Origin of the sequence: Archangium gephyra (genome assembly GCF_042230915.1) — a bacterium.
Lineage (GTDB): Bacteria > Myxococcota > Myxococcia > Myxococcales > Myxococcaceae > Archangium > Archangium gephyra_B.
On record NZ_CP102578.1, the window covers coordinates 337,501 to 355,910 of the forward strand.

An 18,410-nucleotide genomic window follows, 5' to 3' on the forward strand; every position below is an offset into this window, starting at 1 on the left:
ACGAGCTGGCCGGTGGTTGTGCCAGTCCAAAGGCGTAGGGGTGTCGCGTACGATGAAAAGGCGCGGCAGCTATCCCCGAGACCCCATGGCGTCCCGCAAGGGATTAGTCGTTGATGCTCGGCTTCCAAGAAAAGTTCCGCGGGGAGTCTACAGGGTGTCCGTACCGCAAACCGACACAGGTGGGTGAGGAGAAAATCCTAAGGCGCTTGAGAGAACTCTCCTCCAAGGAACTAGGCAAATTTCCACCGTAACTTCGGAAGAAGGTGGGCCTCTGGTAGGTGTAGGCGTACAGCCGAAGCCGAGAGAGGTTGCAGAGAAATGGCGGTAGCGACTGTTTACCAAAAACACAGGACTCTGCGAAGGCAAGAAGCCGACGTATAGGGTCTGACTCCTGCCCGGTGCTGGAAGGTTAAGGGGATTCGTCAGCCGCAAGGCGAAGCGATGATCCGAAGCCCCAGTAAACGGCGGCCGTAACTATAACGGTCCTAAGGTAGCGAAATTCCTTGTCGGGTAAGTTCCGACCTGCACGAATGGAGTAACGACTTCCGCACTGTCTCGGAGAGGGACTCAGCGAAATTGAAATAGCTGTGCCGATGCAGTTTACCCGCAGCAAGACGGAAAGACCCCGTGAACCTTTACTACAACTTGACAGTGACACTAGGGTTCGACTGTGTAGGATAGGTGGGAGCCTTTGAAGCCGGGCCGCTAGGTTCGGTGGAGGCAACGGTGAAATACCACCCTGTCGGATTCTGGTGTCTAACCATGCCCCCTTATCGGGAGTTGGGACACTGTCTGGTGGGTAGTTTGACTGGGGCGGTCGCCTCCCAAAATGTAACGGAGGCGCGCGATGGTTCCCTCAGCCCGATTGGAAACCGGGCGTCGAGTGCAATGGCATAAGGGAGCTTGACTGCGAGACCGACAGGTCGAGCAGGTGCGAAAGCAGGTCATAGTGATCCGGTGGTCCTGAATGGAAGGGCCATCGCTCAACGGATAAAAGGTACTCCGGGGATAACAGGCTTATCTCCCCCAAGAGTTCACATCGACGGGGAGGTTTGGCACCTCGATGTCGGCTCATCGCATCCTGGGGCTGGAGCAGGTCCCAAGGGTTTGGCTGTTCGCCAATTAAAGCGGTACGCGAGCTGGGTTCAAAACGTCGTGAGACAGTTTGGTCCCTATCTGCTGTGGGCGTAGGATACTTGAGAGGCTCTGACCTTAGTACGAGAGGACCGGGTTGGAGACACCGCTGGTGTACCAGTTGTCTCGCCAGAGGCATCGCTGGGTAGCCATGTGTCGATTGGATAACCGCTGAAAGCATCTAAGCGGGAAACCGACCTCAAGAACAGGTATCCCGGGCGCAAGCCCCTGAAGACCCGTCGAAGACTACGACGTTGATAGGCCGGGTGTGTAAGCGCGGTAACGCGTTGAGCTAACCGGTACTAATTGGTCGTGCGGCTTACTTTACCTCAATCTCTCACGAGCTCCACCCCACCGGGGAGGAGCGGGGGATTCGAGTCCAAGGTCGAGGCCCCGAGCGCGCTCCCGAAGAGCGGCGCCGGGCCCGGAAGAAGGCACCAGCTTCTCCAGCTAGAAATTGAAAACTACCCTTTGTATGCACGCGTCACATGTTTTCCGGTGGCTATGTCGGAGGGGTCCCACCCGTTCCCATCCCGAACACGGAAGTTAAGCCCTCCAGAGCCGATGGTACTCCGCGGGAAACCGCGCGGGAGAGTAGGTCGCTGCCGGATTTTTTTTGAAGGCCCCGAGTCCTCACATTCGTGAAGACTCGGGGCCTTCGCCTTTGCGGGCTCCTGTCTTTCGCCAGCACGCAGGCACTCCATCCAGTCGCGCTGCGCCGGCGCCTGGCTGAGGCCGTGAACTCCAGCTCGCCCGAACGGCGGCAGGACGAGCTCCGGCTCTGGAAAAGGTGGACTCGCAGGCCACGTACCGCCCCTCGTCGGCGAAGTGCGGCATGATCTGCTTGGAGGACGTGTCCCGGTACTGCTCGCTGTTGGCCACCTGCAGCGCCTGCGCACCCGGTGCAGCGGGAGGACAGCCTCGCCGCACCAGTTCCACCCGCAAGCGCCGCTGCCCGGCGTACGCTGCTCACCACCGCCGGAAGATACCCCTGAACGGACTTGCTTCGGCTTGCTTAGGGCCGGGCCTTGGCGGGCACGAGGTTGGAGTAGCGCGCGGTGATGCGCAGGTGCTTGCGGTAGAAGAGGAAGCCGCCCTCGGCGTCCACGTGGAGGGTGTCGAGCACCTGGCCCACGCCGGGCTGGGCGCGGAAGTCCATGCGCACATCCACCCGGTCCGCCATGTCCGGCAGCTCCGTGGGGCTGTAGACGAGGCGCAGGAGCTGGCCCGAGCTGGGGTCGACGATCGCCTCGCCCTTGTGGACGGAGGGGGCCTTGTCATCGGCGCGGGGCTCGAAGCGCAGGCGCAGCTGGTGGGGCTCGCGCGGGTCCGGGCCCGCCAGCGAGAAGCGGTGCCGGGCCAGGGAGGCGGCGGCGAAGGGCAGGTTGACGGAGTTGAATGCGGTGCGGACCTCGCCCTTGCGCTGGCGCTCCTGCAGGTCCTTGCGCAGCGCCTCGGTGGCGTCCTGGCCGTCCTTGCGGGCCTCGAGCACCTCCCGGTGATGCTGGCCGTCCTTCACGGTGACGCGGTCCACCCGCTCCTGGGTGTGCTTCACGTTGCCGTCCCCGTCCAACTCCTCCACCCGCAAGGTGATGGTCACCTGCTCCACCTTGCCGGCGAGCAGCTCCTCCATGCCCCACGTCGTCTCACCCAGGCGCCGGGCAAGCACCTCGGCCTCCACGGTGGGCGTGGCGCCTCCCTGTGCCCTCACGGGGAGGGAAAAGAGCAGCAGACTCACCAGGGTGAGCGCGCGGGACATGCTGGGCTCCTGGATGGCCCCGCCCGGAGCGGCGGGGGGCGGGGAAGATGCACCACGCCGCGCTTCAGCGGAAGTGGGGATTCCACGCAACTGGCTCTTCTTCTCGTGGTTCCAACTTCCGAGGATTCTCGCGGGCCGGGAAGCCTCAATCGCCCGAGGGCGGGGCCGCGTTGACGGGCTCGGGAGGCTCCACGGCCGGGCGGCGCTGCTCCTGTTGCCGGGTGGGCCGCTGGCGCTTCTCGAAGGGCTCGAGCCGCACCGGGCGTCCGGACTCCATGCACTGGTAGAGGGCGCGGATGATGCGCACGTCGGCCAGGCCCTCCCAGCCGCTCGGCTCCACCTCCTGGTCCTTCAGGATGCAGTCGCTGAAGTAGCTGATTTCGGGGCCCACCTGGTCGCGCTCGGGGAAGGTGCGCTTCTTCTTGCCCTTCGCCTCCAACTCGAAGGTCATCTTCCCCTTGTACTCGTAGGCGTTCTCCAGGCGGAGGCTGCCCTTCGTGCCCACGAGCTGGTAGGTGGCCGACGGCGCGGCGCCGAAGCTCACGTTGAAGGAGGCCAGCCGGTCCTCCGGGAAGCGCAGCACCGCGGACACCGCCTCCTCCGTCTCGGCGAAGCGCTCGTCCTTCCCCTTGGCCCTGAAGGCGAACACCTCCTCGGGCTCGGCGCGGAAGAGGTAGCGCGCGGCGTTGATGCAGTAGACGCCGATGTCCCACAGCACCCCGCCGCCCTTGTCCGCCTCCACGCGGATGTTGGGCGCTTGAATCTGGAAGCTGAAGGAAGAGCTGAAGAGGCGCGGCTCGCCAATCCTGCCCTTGCGCACCGCCTCCATGGCCGCGAGGTTGGTGGACTCGAAGTGCAGCCGGTAGGCCGTCATCAGCTTCACGTCGCTGTCCTCGGCGGCGCGGATCATCTCCATGCACTGCTGCTCGTCGAGCGCGAGGGGCTTCTCGCACAGCACATGGGCCCCGGCCCGCGCCGCGCGCACCGCGTACTCGGCGTGCAGGGAGTTGGGCAGGGCGATGTAGACGGCGTCCACCTCGGGCAGCGCGAGGCACTCCTCGTACTGGTCATAACCGTAGACGGGGACGTCGTGGCGCTTGCCCAGCACGCGGTGCTTCTTCGGGTCCCCCGAGACGAGCGCCACCAGCCGCGAGTTCTTCTTCGCGTTCTTGAAGGCGGGAAGGATCGCATCCTGCGCGAAGTGTCCGAGCCCCACCACCACGTAGCCCACCGTGCGCGCCTTCTGACGCTTGCGCCGCGTGTCCTGTCCCCTCGCCTGCTTGCCACCCATGGCCGTTTCCTCCTGGAGTCCGCCGGCGGGGCAAGCTCCGCATCGCGAGGTGTGGCGACAACCCACCCGCCCCCGCGAGGCGCTGGCCTGTCGGAGGGAGGACGGCGCCCGGGGACGCGGCCTCCGCGGGTGGCGCCGTGCGCTCCCGCGTCCACCTCACCGTGAGTGCGGGACCGCGAGGGGCGGACGGACGCGGGCGCGCGGGGAGCCTGTCAGGTCTGTTACATTCAGTGGGGACCTGCGCGCCGGACATCGGGGGAAGGGCGCGCGCCAGGGGCGCACGGGGACGGGAGCTCCTGACCTCGGGAACGCAGGCCACAGCTTGGAGGAGGTATGCGCTCACCCGAGAAGGGACAGGAGCCCGAGGAGGGGCCGGAGCCCGGGATGGCGGCGGACCGGCTGCGGGCGCGGCTGGACTGGTTCGTGATCGGCCTGGTCAACCTCACGCACGTGATGCTGGTGGTGTCCATCTGGGGCCAGTGGGTGCGTATCGGCATCATCACGGCCATGTTCGCGGTGGTGGCCGGGCTCAACGTGGCCATCTCCCGGCACTTTCCGACGGAGCGGGTGCGGACGGCCGAGGCCGTGCGGATGACGCTCAACCTGCTCATCGCCACGCCTGTCTATGGCCACTTCACGGGCTGGGCGTTTCCTGTCTGGATGCTCCTGCCGCTCAACAGCACCCGGGTGGGCGGCACCCTGGGCACGTGGCCACGGGTGGGCCTGTACGCGTTGCTCGCGGGAGTGGTGGGCATCGCGCTGCTCGACGGCTGCCCGCCAGCCGTGCCGCTCACCTTCCTGGTGATGTCGGTGGCCATGGCCGGCATCTCGGAGGCGCGCATCCGCCTCAACCAGCTCACGCTGGACAGCCTGGAGCAGCGCAACCAGGAGCTGGCCAAGGCGCTGGCGGAGCTGGACCTGGTGCACCGGCGCGCGCGGGAGCAGGAGCGGCTGAGCAGCCTGGGCATGCTGGCGGCGGGCATCGCGCATGAAATCAACAACCCGATGAGCTACGTGAAGAGCAACGTGCACACGCTCCATCAGGAGCTGCGCGAGCAGAAGGAGCTGCCTCCGGCGCTGCGCGAGTACGTGACGGAGGTGCTGCCGCAGACGCTGGATGGCATCAAGCGGGTGTGCTCCATCGTGACGGACCTGCGGCGCTTCGCGCGAGGGGACCCCGAGGCGCTCATCGAGTACGACCTCAACGAGGAGGTGCGGGCTGCGCTGCGCATGACGCGCAGCCAGCTGCTGCCGCAGTGTGACGTGGTCATCGAGCTGGGGCCGCTGCTGCCGATGCTCGGCCACCCGAGGCAGATTTCACAGGTGGTGGTGAACCTGCTCATGAACGCGGCGCAGTCGATGAAGGAGCGGGGCACGGTGTACGTGTCCACGCAGCCCGACGGTGAGGACGACGTGGTGCTGACGGTGAGGGACACGGGCGTGGGGATGACGCCGGAGGTGCAGGCCAACCTCTTCCAGCCCTTCTTCACGACGAAGCCGGAGGGCGAGGGGAGGGGGCTGGGGCTGGCGGTGGTGCACGGCATCATCACGGCGCACGGCGGGCGCATCCGGGTGGAGAGCCAGCCGGGGCAGGGGAGCACCTTCACGCTGCGGCTGCCCCGGGTGCCACCGATGAAGTTCATCGCCGAGCAGCACGTGCCGGAGCAGCCGGGGGCCTCGACCATCCACGTGTTCCAGGGGCCGCGCGCGCTGCCGGGGACGGTGGAGGACTAGGTGGGGAAGCCGGCCGCGTCCTCGGGCGAGGTGTACTCGGGAGGCGGAAGCGGGGCGGCGCGGTGCTTCCAGCGCCGCGCGGCGGCCACGCCCCAGCCAGTGACGAGGGCGCCCTCGACGACGGCGTCCAGCAGGTACACGGGCGAGATGCGCTGGGGCGAGTAGCGCAGGTCCACCGCCGCGAGCGAGGCGGCGCTGCCGGCCGCCAGGGCGAGAAGCTCGGGCTGGAGGCGGCGGCGCAGGCCGGCGGCGAGCAGGGTGCCCCCGACGACGGCGATGAGGGCGCCCACCGTCTTCACCAGCCACCCCTCGAGCTTGGGGCCCGTCACGGCCTCGAAGCTGCGCAGGTGGACGATGGGCCAGAGGCCCGTGGCGAGGAAGAAGACGCCCTGGGTGACGGCCAGGCCCGAGGCCAGTGGCTCGGTGCGCTCGGACTCGAGTTGCTCGACTGCCTCCATGTGCTCCTCCAGTGCTCTGAAGGAGGAAGATGGGGATGGCCAGGGAAGAGGCGCCCGCCCGCTCCCTGTGCTTACAGGGAGAGCAGCGGCTCCACCGTGTGCAGGACCGCGTCCAGGCACGCGAGGCCCTCGTGGCGCACGGCGTCCACCGCCTCGCGGGCCCAGGCCAGCACCGTGCTCCGGTCCTCCTCGGACATGCCGTGGAATCTTGCGTCCCCCGAGCGCACGTCCTCGGCCACATGGGCCGCCACGCCCAGGCTGCGCCCCACCACCACCGCCCGCTCCGCCCGCGCCGTGCCCTCCCACAGTACGCGCAGGTAGAGCGCCCACTGCTGTCCGGCGATGCCCTCGGCCACCTGTTGGAAGCGCGGCGCCGTCCACGCGGCCGTGCGCACCTCGAGCACCTGCAGGCCCGCCGCCGTCACCATGTCCCCCGCCGCTTCCGCCAGCACGGGCGCCGGGAGCCCCGCCCCGGCCAGCGTGGCGAAGCACATCGACTGCAGGGCGAACTGCACCCCGGGCCCCACCCGCAGGGGCTCCTCCAAGTACGTGCACTCGCCATCGGCCAGGTCGTCCGCGAGGTTCGCCGCGCACGAGCACAGGAAGAGCCCCGCCGCGCGCCGCAACAGCACCTCGCGCTCGAGCCCCACCTCGGCACCCGCCGCGTACAGCAGCGCCAGCGGCCCGGGCCGACCCGCCTCCATCGCCGCCAGCACGTCCCGCTCGGCCTCTTCCGGGAGCCCGTACCGGCGCAGTGCGCGGAGGGCCTCCTGGAAGACGGCGCCCGCGCTCATCTCAATTCCCGCGGCAGCAGGATGCGCAGCTGCGCTCCCCCGGTGGGCCGGTTGTTGCGCTCCAGCGTGCCGCCACTCGCGCGGATGAGGCACTCGGAGGTGTACAGCCCCAGCCCCGTGCCGTTGGGCTTGGTGGTGGACAGCCCCTCGATGGGGGCCTGCAGCTTGTCCGCGGGGAAGCCCGGGCCGTCATCCGCGATGACCAGCTCCAGCCTCCCGCTGTACGGCTCGGGCCGCGCGAGGATGTCCACCTTGGCGGCTCCCTGCTCGCCATTGCCCTCGCACGCGTTGAGCACCAGGTTCTCCACCACCCGCCGCAGCGTGGTCGTACCCCCTCGCAGCAGCGCGTGCGTCGCCTGCTCCTCCACCTTCACCTGGATGTCCACGTCCGGAAAGCGCCAGCCCAGGCTGGTGCGCACCGACTCGAGCACCGGCACCAGGTGCACGTTCTCCGGCTCGTGGCTCACCGAGCGCCGGCCCTTCTGCCGGATTTCGATGACCATCTCCCGGATGCGCGCCAGCCCCTCGTTGAGCTCGCGCACCAGCTCCTCGAACTCGGCGCGCGGCAGCGTGTTGCGCTGCACGCCCATGATGGAGAGCATGTCCGCCGCGGCGCTCACGCTCATCAGCGTGTTGTTGATGTCGTGGTTGTAGCCGAGAATCTGCACCAGGGCCTGGGACAGTCGGCCCACGTCACGCTCCTGCTGCTCGAGCATCTGCGCCTGGACGGCGGCACGCAGCTGCTCGGTCTCGGCGCGGGCCACGTCGTGCTGCAGGGCGAAGCTGCCCGTGTACAGCTCGAGGAGGACGGCCAGGGGCGCCATGACGGCGAAGAGGGCCACGTGCTCCTTGCTGCTGATGAGCAGTGCCGCCAGCCCCATCGCCACCGCCGTGCCCAGCGCGAGGAAGGGCTGCGAGGGCGCCACGCGGTGCATCCGGCCGTGGTAGCCGGTGGTGAAGAGCAGCACCGCGGCGAACACCATGGCCCCCGGCATCTTCGCCATGGCCATCAACGCCGCCAGGTAGAACTGCAGCGACGCCGTCCCCACCACCAGGTACAGCCAGCCCCACCACTCCAGGCGCTGGCGGCCCCGGTGCAGCAGCGCGAAGACGACGCCCAGCACCAGGCTCGGTGCCAGGCACGCCATCCCCTTGCCGAAGTCCAGCGCGAAGAAGTCCTTGGCCCCCGGGGCCGACACCGCCAGCGCCAGTATCCCCGGGATGACCAGGGCGGAGCTCAGCCACGCCTGCAGCGACGAGGCCGCCAGCACCTCCTGGGCATCCTGCGAGCGCACCCAGCGCTTGAAGGAGTCATGGACGACGCGGCGCCAGCGGGCGGGAGGGCTCATAAGGTCGCGGTCAGATAGAAGCCCGCCGACTTGTTGATGGAGTTGGCCTCGCGTCCCACCTGCTCCACGCGGCGGTTCAGCTCGTTGAAGATGTCCGGGTTGCCCCGGTGCACCACCTTCACCTCCACCGTGCCTCCGGCCAGCACCTGGTGGATGGCCTCCAGGATGGGTTTCACCTCGGGACTGATCTCCAGCGCGCCGTCAGGGCCCTCCACGGCGCCCAGCTCCTGGATGCGCATCAGGTACTCACTGAGCGAGGACGCCACGGTCAACCCCACCACTCGCGGACCACGGATGTCGTTGTAGCTCATTGCGGCATTGCCTCCGCCGGCCCAGGGGACCGGACTGTTGTCTGCTTGATTCGGGGGGTGGTGGGGGGGACTGTTCATGGGCGCGGGGCCTGGGGACCCGGCGTGGAGAGCAGGGCCTCCAGCTCGCGGCGGCCGAAGGGCTTGGCCTGGAACCACTGCTGGCCGGGCTGCTCGATGAAGTCGGGAGGGCAGTGCGTCCCGGAGATGAGGACGCGGCGCGCGTGGGGCACATGGGCCTCGGCCCAGCGCAGGAAGCCCGTGCCCGTCTCGCCCGGCTCCAGGTGCTGGGCGGCGAGGATGACGTCCACGGCCGGCTCCTCCGCGAGGGCCGCGCGCGCCTGGGCGGCGGAGTTGGGGCGGAGCACCTCGTGGCCGAGCACCCGCAGCGTGCGCTCCAGCCCTCGGGACACCCGGGCATCACAGTCCAGCACCAGTACCTTCATGGGGTGGCCTCCTGCTGGGAGGATGGAGCGAGGAACCAGTCGGCCGGGGGCGCGAGGTAGAGGCCGCCGCTCACGGCCCGGGCGTAGCGCAACATGGCGTCCGGCGGCTGGCCCCCCACGCCGAGCAGCGCGTCCAGCGAGCGCCGGTAGTAGTCCGGATCCGCCGAGGCCGAGACGAAGGCCAGGCCCTCCTCGCCGCCGTGGCGGAAGGGGAAGCCGCGGCGGATGAGGAGCTGGTTGTCCCCGGCCCCCGAGGCACGGGCGCGGTGGAGGTGAGCCTCGGCGGGCGCGTCCGGGACGAGCTCCCCGTCGCGGGTGCGGCCCACCACGTGCGCCTGGGCCTGGGGCTTGAGGCGGCCGAAGCGCTCGAGATCCTTCTGGAAGCGCAGGTAGAGCAGCCACGAGGCCCCGGCCAGAGAGCCCGAGGGCACGAGGGCGGCGCGCCGCACCTGCTCCCGGCTGGGGAGTACCAGGCCGTCGCGGAAGCCGAAGGCATCACGTCCCTCGCCGATGCGGCCGCCGAGCACCTCCTCCTCGAGGTACAGCACCGCCTGGGAGAGGGCGAGCACGCGCCGCAGGGCCCACAGCAGCAGCTCGCGGCCATTGGCGCTCACCTGGACGAGCACGTGGGACTGGGTGGAGGGGAAGCGCGCGGTGGGGCCTTCGCGGGGCAGCAGCGAGGACAGGTCCGGAGCGCCGGGGAGCAGCGTGGGCTGCAGGCCAAGCACCGAGTGCAGGCCCCCGGGCACGCTCAGCTCGGCGTGGATGGCGGACACCACCTCGCGCAGCTGGGGAAGGGCCACATTCCGGCTGAGCCGGAGAACGGCGACACCACTGAAAGCACCAGGCGAATGGAAGAGACCTTCTTGTGGCCGCATCTCTGTACCCCCCCCACCCTCGCGCCGATGTTCCGGCACGCCGGGTTGCTTGTGCACGGCAAGGAGAACCCAACGGGTTGCATGATGTCAAAGGGGGTCCGGAAGGAATGTCATTTCCCCGCCGTCTCACTCCTCCCAGAGCAGGGCCAGCTCCAGCTCGAGCGCCTCGAAGGGCTCGGCGCGAACGAGGAGCTCGCCCGAGAGGGGCCGGGCGCGGTAGTGGGCGCCCTCCAGACGCAACACCTCCAGCGTATGGGCGTCCGGGTCCACCAGCCAGACGTGCCGCACGCCGGTGCGCGCGTACACCGGCAGCTTCGCCTTGCGGTCCAGGGCGCGCGTGGAGGGAGAGATCACCTCGCACACCCAGTCGGGGGCGAGCGTGGAGGAGGCCGAGCGGGGCGTGCGCGGCATGCGCTCGCGCCGCCAGCCCGCGATGTCGGGTACCAGGACGTTCCCGCCCAGGCGCAGCTCGGGCTCGTTGAGCAGGCGCCAGCCCCCGGGACCGCGCCTGCCTTTGACATAGGGGCCGCTCAGCTCTCCGAAGAGCTCCGCGGCCGCCACCGCATAAGCCAGGGCGGGTGGGGGGCTGGCATATAGCTCGCCATCAATCAGCTCTCCGGTGAGGTGCGCGGGGAGCGCCTCGAGGTCCGAGTAGCTCGCCTTGCGCGGTTGGCGTTCACCCATGGCCGCACTCTACGCCCTACTTCATGAATCGGGTAGAGTTTCCCTTCCGCAAAAGTAACTTTCATGACGGGGAGGCGGGCGTCCACCCGTTGCCCGCCCCGCCGCGAAGCAGCCGTGCGGACGTGCTCGGCTGCCGGGCCTGGAAGCACCCCCCATCTTCCGACCGGAGGAGGCGCATCCATGGCCATTCCCAAGCAGGTGAGCGAGCACGAGGCGCACGGAGAGGTGGAGCGGGTGCTCCACGAGATGAGGCAGACGCTCCGGGTGACGGGGCTGGACGTGACGGTGCGCACGTGGGCGGGCTTCGAGCGCTTCCTGGTGGCGATGTGGGAGGCGATGGGGCCGAACACGGAGACGCGGGCGTTCGAGTCGGCGGCGGACGAGGTGCGGGTCCAGGCGGTGGAGGCCGCCGAGGGTCTGGGGCAGCTGGGCGCGTGGGAGGCGGCGGTGCTGGGGGAGAGCCAGCGCTACCACGTGCGAGGGGCGCTGGAGCTGTACCACTACCTCAACCCGAAGATGCTGGTGTTCACCTCGGCGGTGAAGCTGGCGCTGCAGGACGAGCCGGTGGGCGTGCCGCAGCCCCTGGGGAGCGCGGAGCGGATAGAGCGGGGGGCGCCGGCGCGGATGATGGCGATGGAGGTGGGGGAGGAGCGGCCAGGCGACGCGCGGCTGCGCGGCCTGTTGGAGGACATCGAGGAGACGGTGGGGCCGCCCGCGCTGCCGGGGGAGTTCCGGGGACTGGCGCTGTGGCCCGGGTACCTGGAGGCGGCGTGGGAGCGGCTGAAGCCGAGGATGAAGACGGAGGAGTGGGCGCGTGCGTGTGACGCGCTGCTGGAGACGTCGAGGCGGCTGGCGCGGCGGCTGCCGTACGAGGTGGCGCTGTCGAAGGAGCGGCTGGAGGTGTTGCGCGAGGACGCGGAGCTCATCCAGCGGGTGACGGTGCAGTGCGAGTGGCGGCTGCCGGTGCTGGTGCTGGGAATGGCGACGCTGGTGGGGGACGTGGGAGACCTCGAGCGGCGGCTGCCCTTCCCGGCCGAGGCGCGGCTGGTGCCGGACTTCGTGGTGGGGGAGGAGCTGCGATGAACTGGCGCGAGTACCAGGCGAGGCAGCGGGTGGTGGAGCTGGGCCACCGGTTCATCAGCTACGTGGACGAGGGCCAGGGCGCGCCGGTGGTGCTGCTGCATGGGATTCCCACATGGGGCTTCTTGTGGAGCGGGCTGCTGCCAGCGCTGTCCCTGACACATCGGGTGTTGGTTCCGGACCTGTTGGGATACGGGTACTCGGACCGGCGCGAGGGCTTCGACCGGTCCATCGCGCGGCAGGCCGAGGCGCTGGATGCGTGGATGGACCGGCTGGGGATAGGGGACGCGGCGGTGGTGGGGCACGACATCGGTGGAGGGATTGCCCAGCACCTGGCGGTGCGGTTCCCTCGGCGGGTGTCGCGGCTGTGCCTGATGAACAGCATCTGCTTCGACTCGTGGCCCATCGAGCTGATGGTGCAGCTGGGGCACCCGGGGGTGGTGAGGCGGCTGTCGGCGCAGGCGGTGCAGCGGATGTTGAGGGTGGCGCTCAAGCGGATGGGCTTCGCGACGGCCCCGCCGGACGGGCTGGTGGACGGGCTGCTGGCGCCGTACGCCACGGAGGTGGGGAAGACGTCCCTGGTGCGCGACGCGGCGGCGCTGGACACGAACCAGACGCAGGAGCTGGTGCCGCGGCTGCCGCACGTGGCGGTCCCCACGCGGGTGGTGTGGGGCGTGGAGGACACCTTCCAGCCGGTGAAGTGGGGCGAGCGGCTGGCGTGGGAGATACCAGGGGCGAGGCTCGTGCGGGTGGAGCGCGCGAGACACTTCCTCATGTGGGACCAGCCGCACGCGGTGATGACGGCGCTCTACGAGTTCCTCGGGGTGGAGGAGCGGCCCCGGTTGGAGGGCCGGGAGACCCGGGACGCGGAGGTCCCTTCGGTTCAGGGCCGGTTGATCTGAGAGGGCCCGGCGCTCGCGGTGCTCACCACGGATCGTTGCCCAGCTTCTCCGCCGGGGTGGGCGTGAAGGTCGACTTGAAGGCCGCTCCCGCCGTGTTGAGCGCCGAGCCGAACGCCTCCACCGCTCCCTGCTTCACCTGGCCCTTCGAGAAGCTCTCGAAGGCATCGCGGCCGAACCCCTTGGCCTCGCGCAGGTGCGCGGTGATCTCGCTCATCGCTCCCGCCTCGACCTTCTGCACGTTGCCGATGACGCCCTGGGCCGACTGCTTGGAGATTCCCACCCCGAAGCCGTCCAACAGCTTGTTCACGCCGTGGACCTGGTTGGCGTAGTCGCTCTTCTTCCCCTGGGTGACCTGGTGGATGTCCGTGCGCAGGGGGTTGTTCAGCTTGAGGCCAGAGGTGAGCTTGTTGATGGGCATGGGAGTCTGTTCTTTCGTGTGAGCGGGACGTCCATACCCAAAGCACACGGTGTGCCAGGCCTGTGCTGCCCCGCGGACGCCCCGGAGAACGCCCTCTTCCCTCGGGAAGTGCTCGCGGACCGGGCCTGTCCTGGTGATTCCAGTCACCATTCGGGGCCCCGGGCCCTGATGACTCCAGTCACCAGGGGTGACTCCCGTCACCACCTGTGCTCTGTGCCAGCCAGGGCCTGAAGCCCGGAGCGGAGGAGTCCAAAGCGATGCGCCTTCCCGAGCGTCCCCGAGCGGTCATCACCGGAGCGGGCAGTGGCCTGGGCCGGGCGCTGTGTCTGGAGTTGGCTCGCCGCCGGGCGCGCATCGTGGTGTCGGACCTGGACGAGGCGGCGGCGCGGGAGACGGCGCGGCAGGTGGAGCAGCAGGGCGGCGAGGCCTGCGTGGTGCCCTGCGACGTGACGAAGCCCGAGCAGGTGGAAGCCCTGGCGAGGGAGAGCGAGGCGGCGTTCGGCGGGGTGGACCTGCTGGTGAACAACGCGGGCGTGCTGTGCGCGGGCGAGGTGGGACGGATGCCTCTGTCCGACTGGAAGCGCGTGCTGGACGTGAACCTGTGGGGCGTCATCCACGGGTGCCATTACTTCGTGCCGCTGCTGCGCAAGCAGGGCGCGGGGCACATCCTCAACATCGCCTCGGCGGCGGGGCTGATCTCCACGTCGTACCTGGCGGCGTACAACGTGTCGAAGGCCGCCGTGGTGTCGCTCTCGGAGACGCTGCTGGCCGAGCTGAAGCCGGTGGGCCTCGGGGTGACGGTGGCCTGCCCGACGTTCTTCCGGACGAACATCGCGGCCTCGGCGCACATCACCGAGAGCGAGGACGGCCTGCGGCTGAAGGCGTTGACGTCGAAGCTGGTGGACAACGCCTCGGTGTCGGCGGAGCAGGTGGCGCGCGAGCTGGTACGCGCGGTGGAGCGCGACCGGCTCTACGCGGTGCCGATGGCGGATGGCCGTTGGGCCTGGAGGCTCAAGCGGCTGGCGCCCGGGGCGTTCGCGCGAGGCGGCATCGCCCTGCAGAAGCGCATCCTGGCGCACCTCGCGAAGAAGCAGTGAGCCCCCTGCTCACCCCTCCTCGCCGCCGCCCTCCGGTTCTCCGCCCTCCGGCTCCTCCGAGGGCTCCGCATCGCCAATCGGCATCTGGAGCGCCCGCGCCTTCTTCGCGCGCTTGCGGCTGAGCTCCACGCCCACGGCATCGAGCCCCAGCCAGTTGGCCACGGCGAGCACGGAGCCATGGCCGCAGAAGGGGTCCACGATGGTGCGCGTGGGCGTGTTCTCCAGCACGTACTTGCAGGCGGCGAGACACGCCTCCACGCCCATGCCGCGGGTCCACGTCACCTCGCCGGCCTGGGGGAGCACATCGGCGGTGGACTTCGAGAGGTCCGCGCGGACGCCTCGCGAGAAGCACAGCATGTGCGAGTACGCCGGCCGCCCGTAGGTGACACTGCCGGGCGCGGTGCGGCAGACGACCTTGTGCCAGAGCAGCGAGTGCCCCAGTTGCTCGGCGGCCTTCTGGACGAGGTATCCCTTGTCCACCCAGCTCCCGTCCTTCTTGATGTCCGTCTGGTAGAAGATGGTGACGCCGTCGTCGGGGCAGCGCGAGAGCACGAGCGACGCGGTGCGCACGAACCAGTCCTTCCACTCGGCGAGCGAGAGGGAAGGGAACTCGGACACGTCGGGCATCGAGGTGATGAGCGAGCACCCGGCGAGCACGCCCTGGCTCTCCAGCCATGCCAGGGCGTCCGCGCAGTGAACTGTCCTCTTCCCCTGTGAAGGTGCCTGCTCCAAGCGGTGGCCCCCGGCGCTCAGCGGCGCTTGACGTTGAAGGGGCCGAAGCCCTGGTCCGCCGGCATGACCTCGACGACGTTGATGTTCACGCGGGCCGGGCGGGTGACGGCCCAGAGCACGATGTCCGCGATGTCGCCGGGGGTGAGGGCCTCCATGCCCTCGTAGACCTTGCTGGCGCGCTGGGCATCGCCCTTGAAGCGCACGAGCGAGAAGTCGGTCTCCACCATGCCGGGCTGGATGTCGGTGACGCGCACGCGTGTGCCCACCAAGTCGGCCTTCATGTTCTCCGAGAACTGGTGCACGAAGGCCTTGGTGGCGCCGTAGACGTTGCCACCGGGGTACGGGTAGCTGGCGGCCACCGAGCCGAGGTTCACCACGTGCCCCCGGTTGCGCTTCACCATGCCGGGCAGCAGGGCGCGCGTCACGTAGACGAGCCCCTTGCAGTTGGTGTCGATCATCGTCTCCCAGTCATCGAGCGACGCCTCGTGGGCGGGCTCGAGGCCGAGGCCGACGCCGGCGTTGTTGACGAGGACGTCCACGTCCGCGAACCCGGCGGGCAGCGCGGAGAGGGAGGCCTCGACGTCGCGGCGCGAGCGCACGTCCAGGACCAGGGGGTGGGCGGGGTTGGGGAGCTTCGCCGCCAGGGCCTCGAGCCGGTCGCCGCGGCGTCCCGCGAGCACGAGCTTCGCGCCCGCCTGCGAGAGCGCGAGCGCACAGGCCTCGCCGATTCCCGCGCTGGCGCCGGTGACGAGGGCCGTCCATCCTTGAAGGGTTTGCATGGGGCGCGGATTCTAATGAGGCGCCGGAGGAGTGCACGCCTCCAGTGATTCGAGGCCTACCTATCCGAGGAACGAGGGATTCTCTCGCCCCTACCTCGTACAGCCACTTCAAGTGCGTTGTGTACGGCATCTTGTGGAGCAGGCAGGCCAGTAGGCGCTTCGTCTCGCTCCGCAGATACGAACAGTTGACAGAAGATCAACTGGTGATTAATGATGATGTCGCCATGGTGGACGTCGGTCAACCGCTCAAACCTCAGAAGGCGAAGGCTCTGATCAAGGCGATCAGAGAAAGCGGCGGTGTTGCGCTAAGCGATCACGCGTTGGCCGAATTGGCGAAGGATCAGCTAGAAAGCAGCGACGCCTTGAACGTCCTGCGGGCAGGCATCGTGCGAGAACCCGAATGGGAAAATGGGGAGTGGCGTTACCGTGTCGAGACCCCTCGTATGACGATTGTGATCGCTTTTGACTCCGAAACTGAACTCGCGATCGTTACAGGTTGGAGGAACAGGCCATGACCGCAGTGAAGCGATGCAGGCGGTGTGAGGGTCCTTTGGAGATTCGTCGTGAGAACTACCAATACACTGCCAGCGGACTAGACGACGTTATATTGGGAAGTATTGAAGTCCGTTATTGCTCGGCCTGTGGGGACCGAACTGCGATAATCCCGCGGATTGAAGCGCTCCATCGAGCCATCGCTATTGCGTTGGCCGAAAAGCGGGAACGGTTGCTGCCTAAGGAGATTCGCTTTTTGCGTAAGTACATGGGCCTTTCGAGTAGCGACTTTGCTCGGAAGATTGGTGTCAACAAAGCTACAATCTCCCGATACGAAAGCCTTGATGATCCTAAACCCATGGGGAAGCAAACTGAACGGTTGCTCCGTCTGATGGTATTGAGTGAGCGGCCCATTGAAAGCTATCCGCTTGAAGAAATGGCGAATGAAGCTCCCAAGGCTGAGCGGATGGTTCTAGCTCCCAACTCTGCCGGATGGCACCGAGAGCAATCAGTCGAAGCAGTATGATTCACTGACTGCTCAATCATAAAGGCTAAGCTTTCGTAAGCGCTGAACTCTAAGCGTTTTTACGAGGCTCTGTGGTTGGTGTCCTAGTGAATGGCTGGGTTATCGATGCCTTGCGGCCTCTCTGTTCTTTGCTGTCAGTGGCCACGGTTTACGATCCGAGCCAACGGGATGTCGTCCATTCAAGGTAGGATGCCTCCCAATGACGCCACCTCGCGGGCTCAACGCGCTGCACCTCCACCAGGGCCATCCGGACTTCCTGGACCTGCCGTGGCACCTGCCCCTGGAGGAGTGGCGGCCGGAGGTGTGCTCCCGGCTCGTGGAGGTCCCCCGGGGCCTGTCCCGGCACACGGTCGTCTTCGTCAGCTACGGCGCGCACATCTATGCGTTCAAGGAACTGCCCCTGTCCGTGGGGCAGCGTGAGTACGACGTGCTGCGCGGACTGGAGGAGCGCCACCTGCCGGCGGTGACGGTGGTGGGGCTCGCGCGAGTGCGCGCCCTGGGCGAGCCCGGGGACGAGGTGGCCATCCTCCTCACCCAGTACCTGCCCTCGTCGCTGCCCTACCGCGTGCTCTTCATGAACAAGGGCCTGGAGCGCTACCGCGAGCGGCTGCTGGACGCCATGGCGAGCCTGCTGGTGCGCCTGCACCTCGGCGGCCTGGGGGGACTGCTCCCTGTCCAACGTCCTCTTCCGCCGCGACGCGGGCGAGCTCCAGGCGTACGCGGTGGACGCGGAGACCTCGGAGCTGCACCCCAAGCTCTCCGACGGCCAGCGCGAGTTGGATCTGCTCATCATGGAGGAGAACATCACCGGGGGGCTCGCGGACCTGGCGGCGATGGTGGAGCTGCCCTCGACGCTCGATGTGTACGAGACGGCCCCGAGCATCCGCCAGCGCTACGAGCGGCTCTGGGCGGAGATCAACAAGGAGATCTCCATCACGCCGGGGGAGAGCTACCGCATCCACGAGCGGATTCGCGCGCTCAACGAGCTGGGCTTCTCGGTGGGCGAGGTGGACCTGGTGGCGAGCGGGGACGGCAGTCAGCTGCGGATGCGGACCATCGTGACGGACCGCGAGTACCACCGGCACCAGCTCCACAACCTGACGGGGCTCGTGGCCGAGGAGCGGCAGGCGGCGCTGCTGCTCAACGAGATTCGCGAGCTGAAGGCCACGCTGACACGCGAGGTGAACCGGAGCGTTCCCCTGAGTGTGGCGGCGTTCCGCTGGCTGGACGAGCGCTTCCGGCCGACGTTGAGCCAGCTGGAGCGGGAGCTCGGGCCGGCGGCGGACGAGGCCGAGCTGTACTGCCAGGTGCTGGAGCACAAGTGGTTCCTGTCCGAGCGGGCGAAGCGGGACGTGGGCCTGGAGGTGGCGGTGAAGGGGTACGTGGCGTTGCGCCGCGAGCAGCCCGCCCTGGCGCTCCTGCGCGCCGCGAGCGCCCCGCTGCCGGAGGTGGAGGCCCGCACTGAAGCGCCCCCGGCCGCCACGCCGGAACTCCCCGTGGCCTCGGCGGGACGGGGCTGAGCCCGGCGCGCTCCCTCGGGAATCCGAGT

General features: G+C 68.5%; 19 protein-coding genes and 2 rRNA genes (1 of these 21 running past the window's edge). 9 read left to right on the forward strand and 12 right to left on the reverse strand.

The annotated features are described in order from the left end of the window. Together NR798_RS01355 and rrf are read left to right on the forward strand one after the other, a co-directional pair. Nucleotides 1-1,461 (forward strand): 23S ribosomal RNA (locus NR798_RS01355) (it extends 1,508 nt beyond the left edge of the window). 167 nt (nucleotides 1,462-1,628) lie between these two features. Continuing rightward, nucleotides 1,629-1,745: ribosomal RNA gene (rrf, locus tag NR798_RS01360) — 5S ribosomal RNA — on the forward strand. Between the two features lie 404 nt (nucleotides 1,746-2,149). On the opposite strand, the gene NR798_RS01365 is transcribed toward rrf, so the two are convergent. Together NR798_RS01365 and NR798_RS01370 are read right to left on the reverse strand one after the other, a co-directional pair. Continuing rightward, complete coding sequence (locus NR798_RS01365; protein WP_375769558.1) at nucleotides 2,150-2,893, reverse strand: hypothetical protein; 744 nt, start codon at nucleotides 2,891-2,893, stop codon at nucleotides 2,150-2,152. Nucleotides 2,894-3,038: 145 nt separating this feature from the next. Further along, nucleotides 3,039-4,184, reverse strand: coding sequence for a Gfo/Idh/MocA family protein (locus NR798_RS01370; RefSeq protein WP_375769559.1), 1,146 nt, complete (start codon nucleotides 4,182-4,184; stop codon nucleotides 3,039-3,041). A gap of 333 nt (nucleotides 4,185-4,517) precedes the next feature. Between NR798_RS01370 and NR798_RS01375 the strand changes: the two genes are divergently transcribed. Then, on the forward strand, nucleotides 4,518-5,918 hold the full coding sequence (locus NR798_RS01375) for a sensor histidine kinase (protein WP_375769560.1): 1,401 nt from the start codon (nucleotides 4,518-4,520) through the stop codon (nucleotides 5,916-5,918). Here NR798_RS01375 and NR798_RS01380 read toward each other — a convergent pair. From NR798_RS01380 to NR798_RS01410, 7 genes are all read right to left on the reverse strand, one after another. Beyond that, on the reverse strand, nucleotides 5,915-6,376 hold the full coding sequence (locus tag NR798_RS01380) for a hypothetical protein (RefSeq protein WP_375769561.1): 462 nt from the start codon (nucleotides 6,374-6,376) through the stop codon (nucleotides 5,915-5,917). The two genes, NR798_RS01375 and NR798_RS01380, sit on opposite strands and share 4 nt — an antisense overlap. Before the next feature lie 71 nt (nucleotides 6,377-6,447). Beyond that, on the reverse strand, nucleotides 6,448-7,170 hold the full coding sequence (locus NR798_RS01385; protein ID WP_375769562.1) for a hypothetical protein: 723 nt from the start codon (nucleotides 7,168-7,170) through the stop codon (nucleotides 6,448-6,450). Next, a complete protein-coding gene (locus tag NR798_RS01390) occupies nucleotides 7,167-8,519 on the reverse strand; it encodes a sensor histidine kinase (RefSeq protein ID WP_375769563.1) in 1,353 nt (450 codons plus the stop codon). The genes NR798_RS01385 and NR798_RS01390 overlap by 4 nt, the downstream gene beginning before the upstream one ends. After that, complete coding sequence (locus tag NR798_RS01395) at nucleotides 8,516-8,830, reverse strand: hypothetical protein (protein WP_375769564.1); 315 nt, start codon at nucleotides 8,828-8,830, stop codon at nucleotides 8,516-8,518. Before NR798_RS01395 ends, NR798_RS01390 begins: the two co-directional genes overlap by 4 nt. A 74-nt stretch (nucleotides 8,831-8,904) precedes the next feature. Beyond that, on the reverse strand, nucleotides 8,905-9,273 hold the full coding sequence (locus NR798_RS01400) for a hypothetical protein (protein ID WP_375769565.1): 369 nt from the start codon (nucleotides 9,271-9,273) through the stop codon (nucleotides 8,905-8,907). Beyond that, a complete protein-coding gene (locus tag NR798_RS01405) occupies nucleotides 9,270-10,076 on the reverse strand; it encodes a Dyp-type peroxidase (protein WP_375769566.1) in 807 nt (268 codons plus the stop codon). The genes NR798_RS01400 and NR798_RS01405 overlap by 4 nt, the downstream gene beginning before the upstream one ends. A 201-nt stretch (nucleotides 10,077-10,277) precedes the next feature. After that, entirely contained in the window at nucleotides 10,278-10,835 is a 558-nt protein-coding gene (locus tag NR798_RS01410) for a Uma2 family endonuclease (protein ID WP_375769567.1), read from the reverse strand. Between the two features lie 180 nt (nucleotides 10,836-11,015). Between NR798_RS01410 and NR798_RS01415 the strand changes: the two genes are divergently transcribed. Further along, entirely contained in the window at nucleotides 11,016-11,918 is a 903-nt protein-coding gene (locus NR798_RS01415) for a halocarboxylic acid dehydrogenase DehI family protein (protein ID WP_375769568.1), read from the forward strand. Further along, nucleotides 11,915-12,817 carry an alpha/beta fold hydrolase gene (locus tag NR798_RS01420; RefSeq protein WP_375769569.1) on the forward strand — a complete coding sequence of 301 codons (903 nt, stop codon included), beginning with the start codon at nucleotides 11,915-11,917 and terminating at the stop codon, nucleotides 12,815-12,817. The genes NR798_RS01415 and NR798_RS01420 overlap by 4 nt, the downstream gene beginning before the upstream one ends. 22 nt (nucleotides 12,818-12,839) lie before the next feature. Here the strand turns inward: NR798_RS01420 and NR798_RS01425 are convergent, their stop codons facing one another. After that, on the reverse strand, nucleotides 12,840-13,235 hold the full coding sequence (locus NR798_RS01425) for a hypothetical protein (protein ID WP_375769570.1): 396 nt from the start codon (nucleotides 13,233-13,235) through the stop codon (nucleotides 12,840-12,842). A 257-nt stretch (nucleotides 13,236-13,492) separates the two neighbouring features. Here NR798_RS01425 and NR798_RS01430 point away from each other — a divergent pair, with 257 nt between their 5' ends. Then, nucleotides 13,493-14,332, forward strand: coding sequence for an SDR family NAD(P)-dependent oxidoreductase (locus NR798_RS01430; RefSeq protein ID WP_375769571.1), 840 nt, complete (start codon nucleotides 13,493-13,495; stop codon nucleotides 14,330-14,332). 9 nt (nucleotides 14,333-14,341) lie between these two features. On the opposite strand, the gene NR798_RS01435 is transcribed toward NR798_RS01430, so the two are convergent. Both NR798_RS01435 and NR798_RS01440 read right to left on the reverse strand, forming a co-directional pair. Next, entirely contained in the window at nucleotides 14,342-15,085 is a 744-nt protein-coding gene (locus tag NR798_RS01435; RefSeq protein WP_375773706.1) for an SAM-dependent methyltransferase, read from the reverse strand. After that, nucleotides 15,082-15,843 (reverse strand): SDR family oxidoreductase, encoded by a 762-nt coding sequence (locus tag NR798_RS01440; RefSeq protein ID WP_375769572.1) that lies wholly within the window; start codon nucleotides 15,841-15,843, stop codon nucleotides 15,082-15,084. Before NR798_RS01440 ends, NR798_RS01435 begins: the two co-directional genes overlap by 4 nt. A 203-nt stretch (nucleotides 15,844-16,046) precedes the next feature. On the opposite strand from NR798_RS01440, the gene NR798_RS01445 reads away from it, so the two are divergent. The 3 genes from NR798_RS01445 to NR798_RS01455 all read left to right on the forward strand — a co-directional run bounded on the left by NR798_RS01445 (nucleotide 16,047) and on the right by NR798_RS01455 (nucleotide 18,381). Beyond that, nucleotides 16,047-16,358, forward strand: a complete 312-nt coding sequence (locus NR798_RS01445; RefSeq protein WP_375769573.1) for a hypothetical protein — start codon at nucleotides 16,047-16,049, stop codon at nucleotides 16,356-16,358. Next, the gene (locus tag NR798_RS01450) at nucleotides 16,355-16,861 is read left to right on the forward strand and encodes a type II TA system antitoxin MqsA family protein (RefSeq protein WP_375769574.1); all 507 of its coding nucleotides are present in this window, start codon (nucleotides 16,355-16,357) and stop codon (nucleotides 16,859-16,861) included. Before NR798_RS01445 ends, NR798_RS01450 begins: the two co-directional genes overlap by 4 nt. Nucleotides 16,862-17,583: 722 nt before the next feature. Continuing rightward, entirely contained in the window at nucleotides 17,584-18,381 is a 798-nt protein-coding gene (locus NR798_RS01455; protein WP_375769575.1) for a DUF4032 domain-containing protein, read from the forward strand. Nucleotides 18,382-18,410 lie beyond the last annotated feature (29 nt).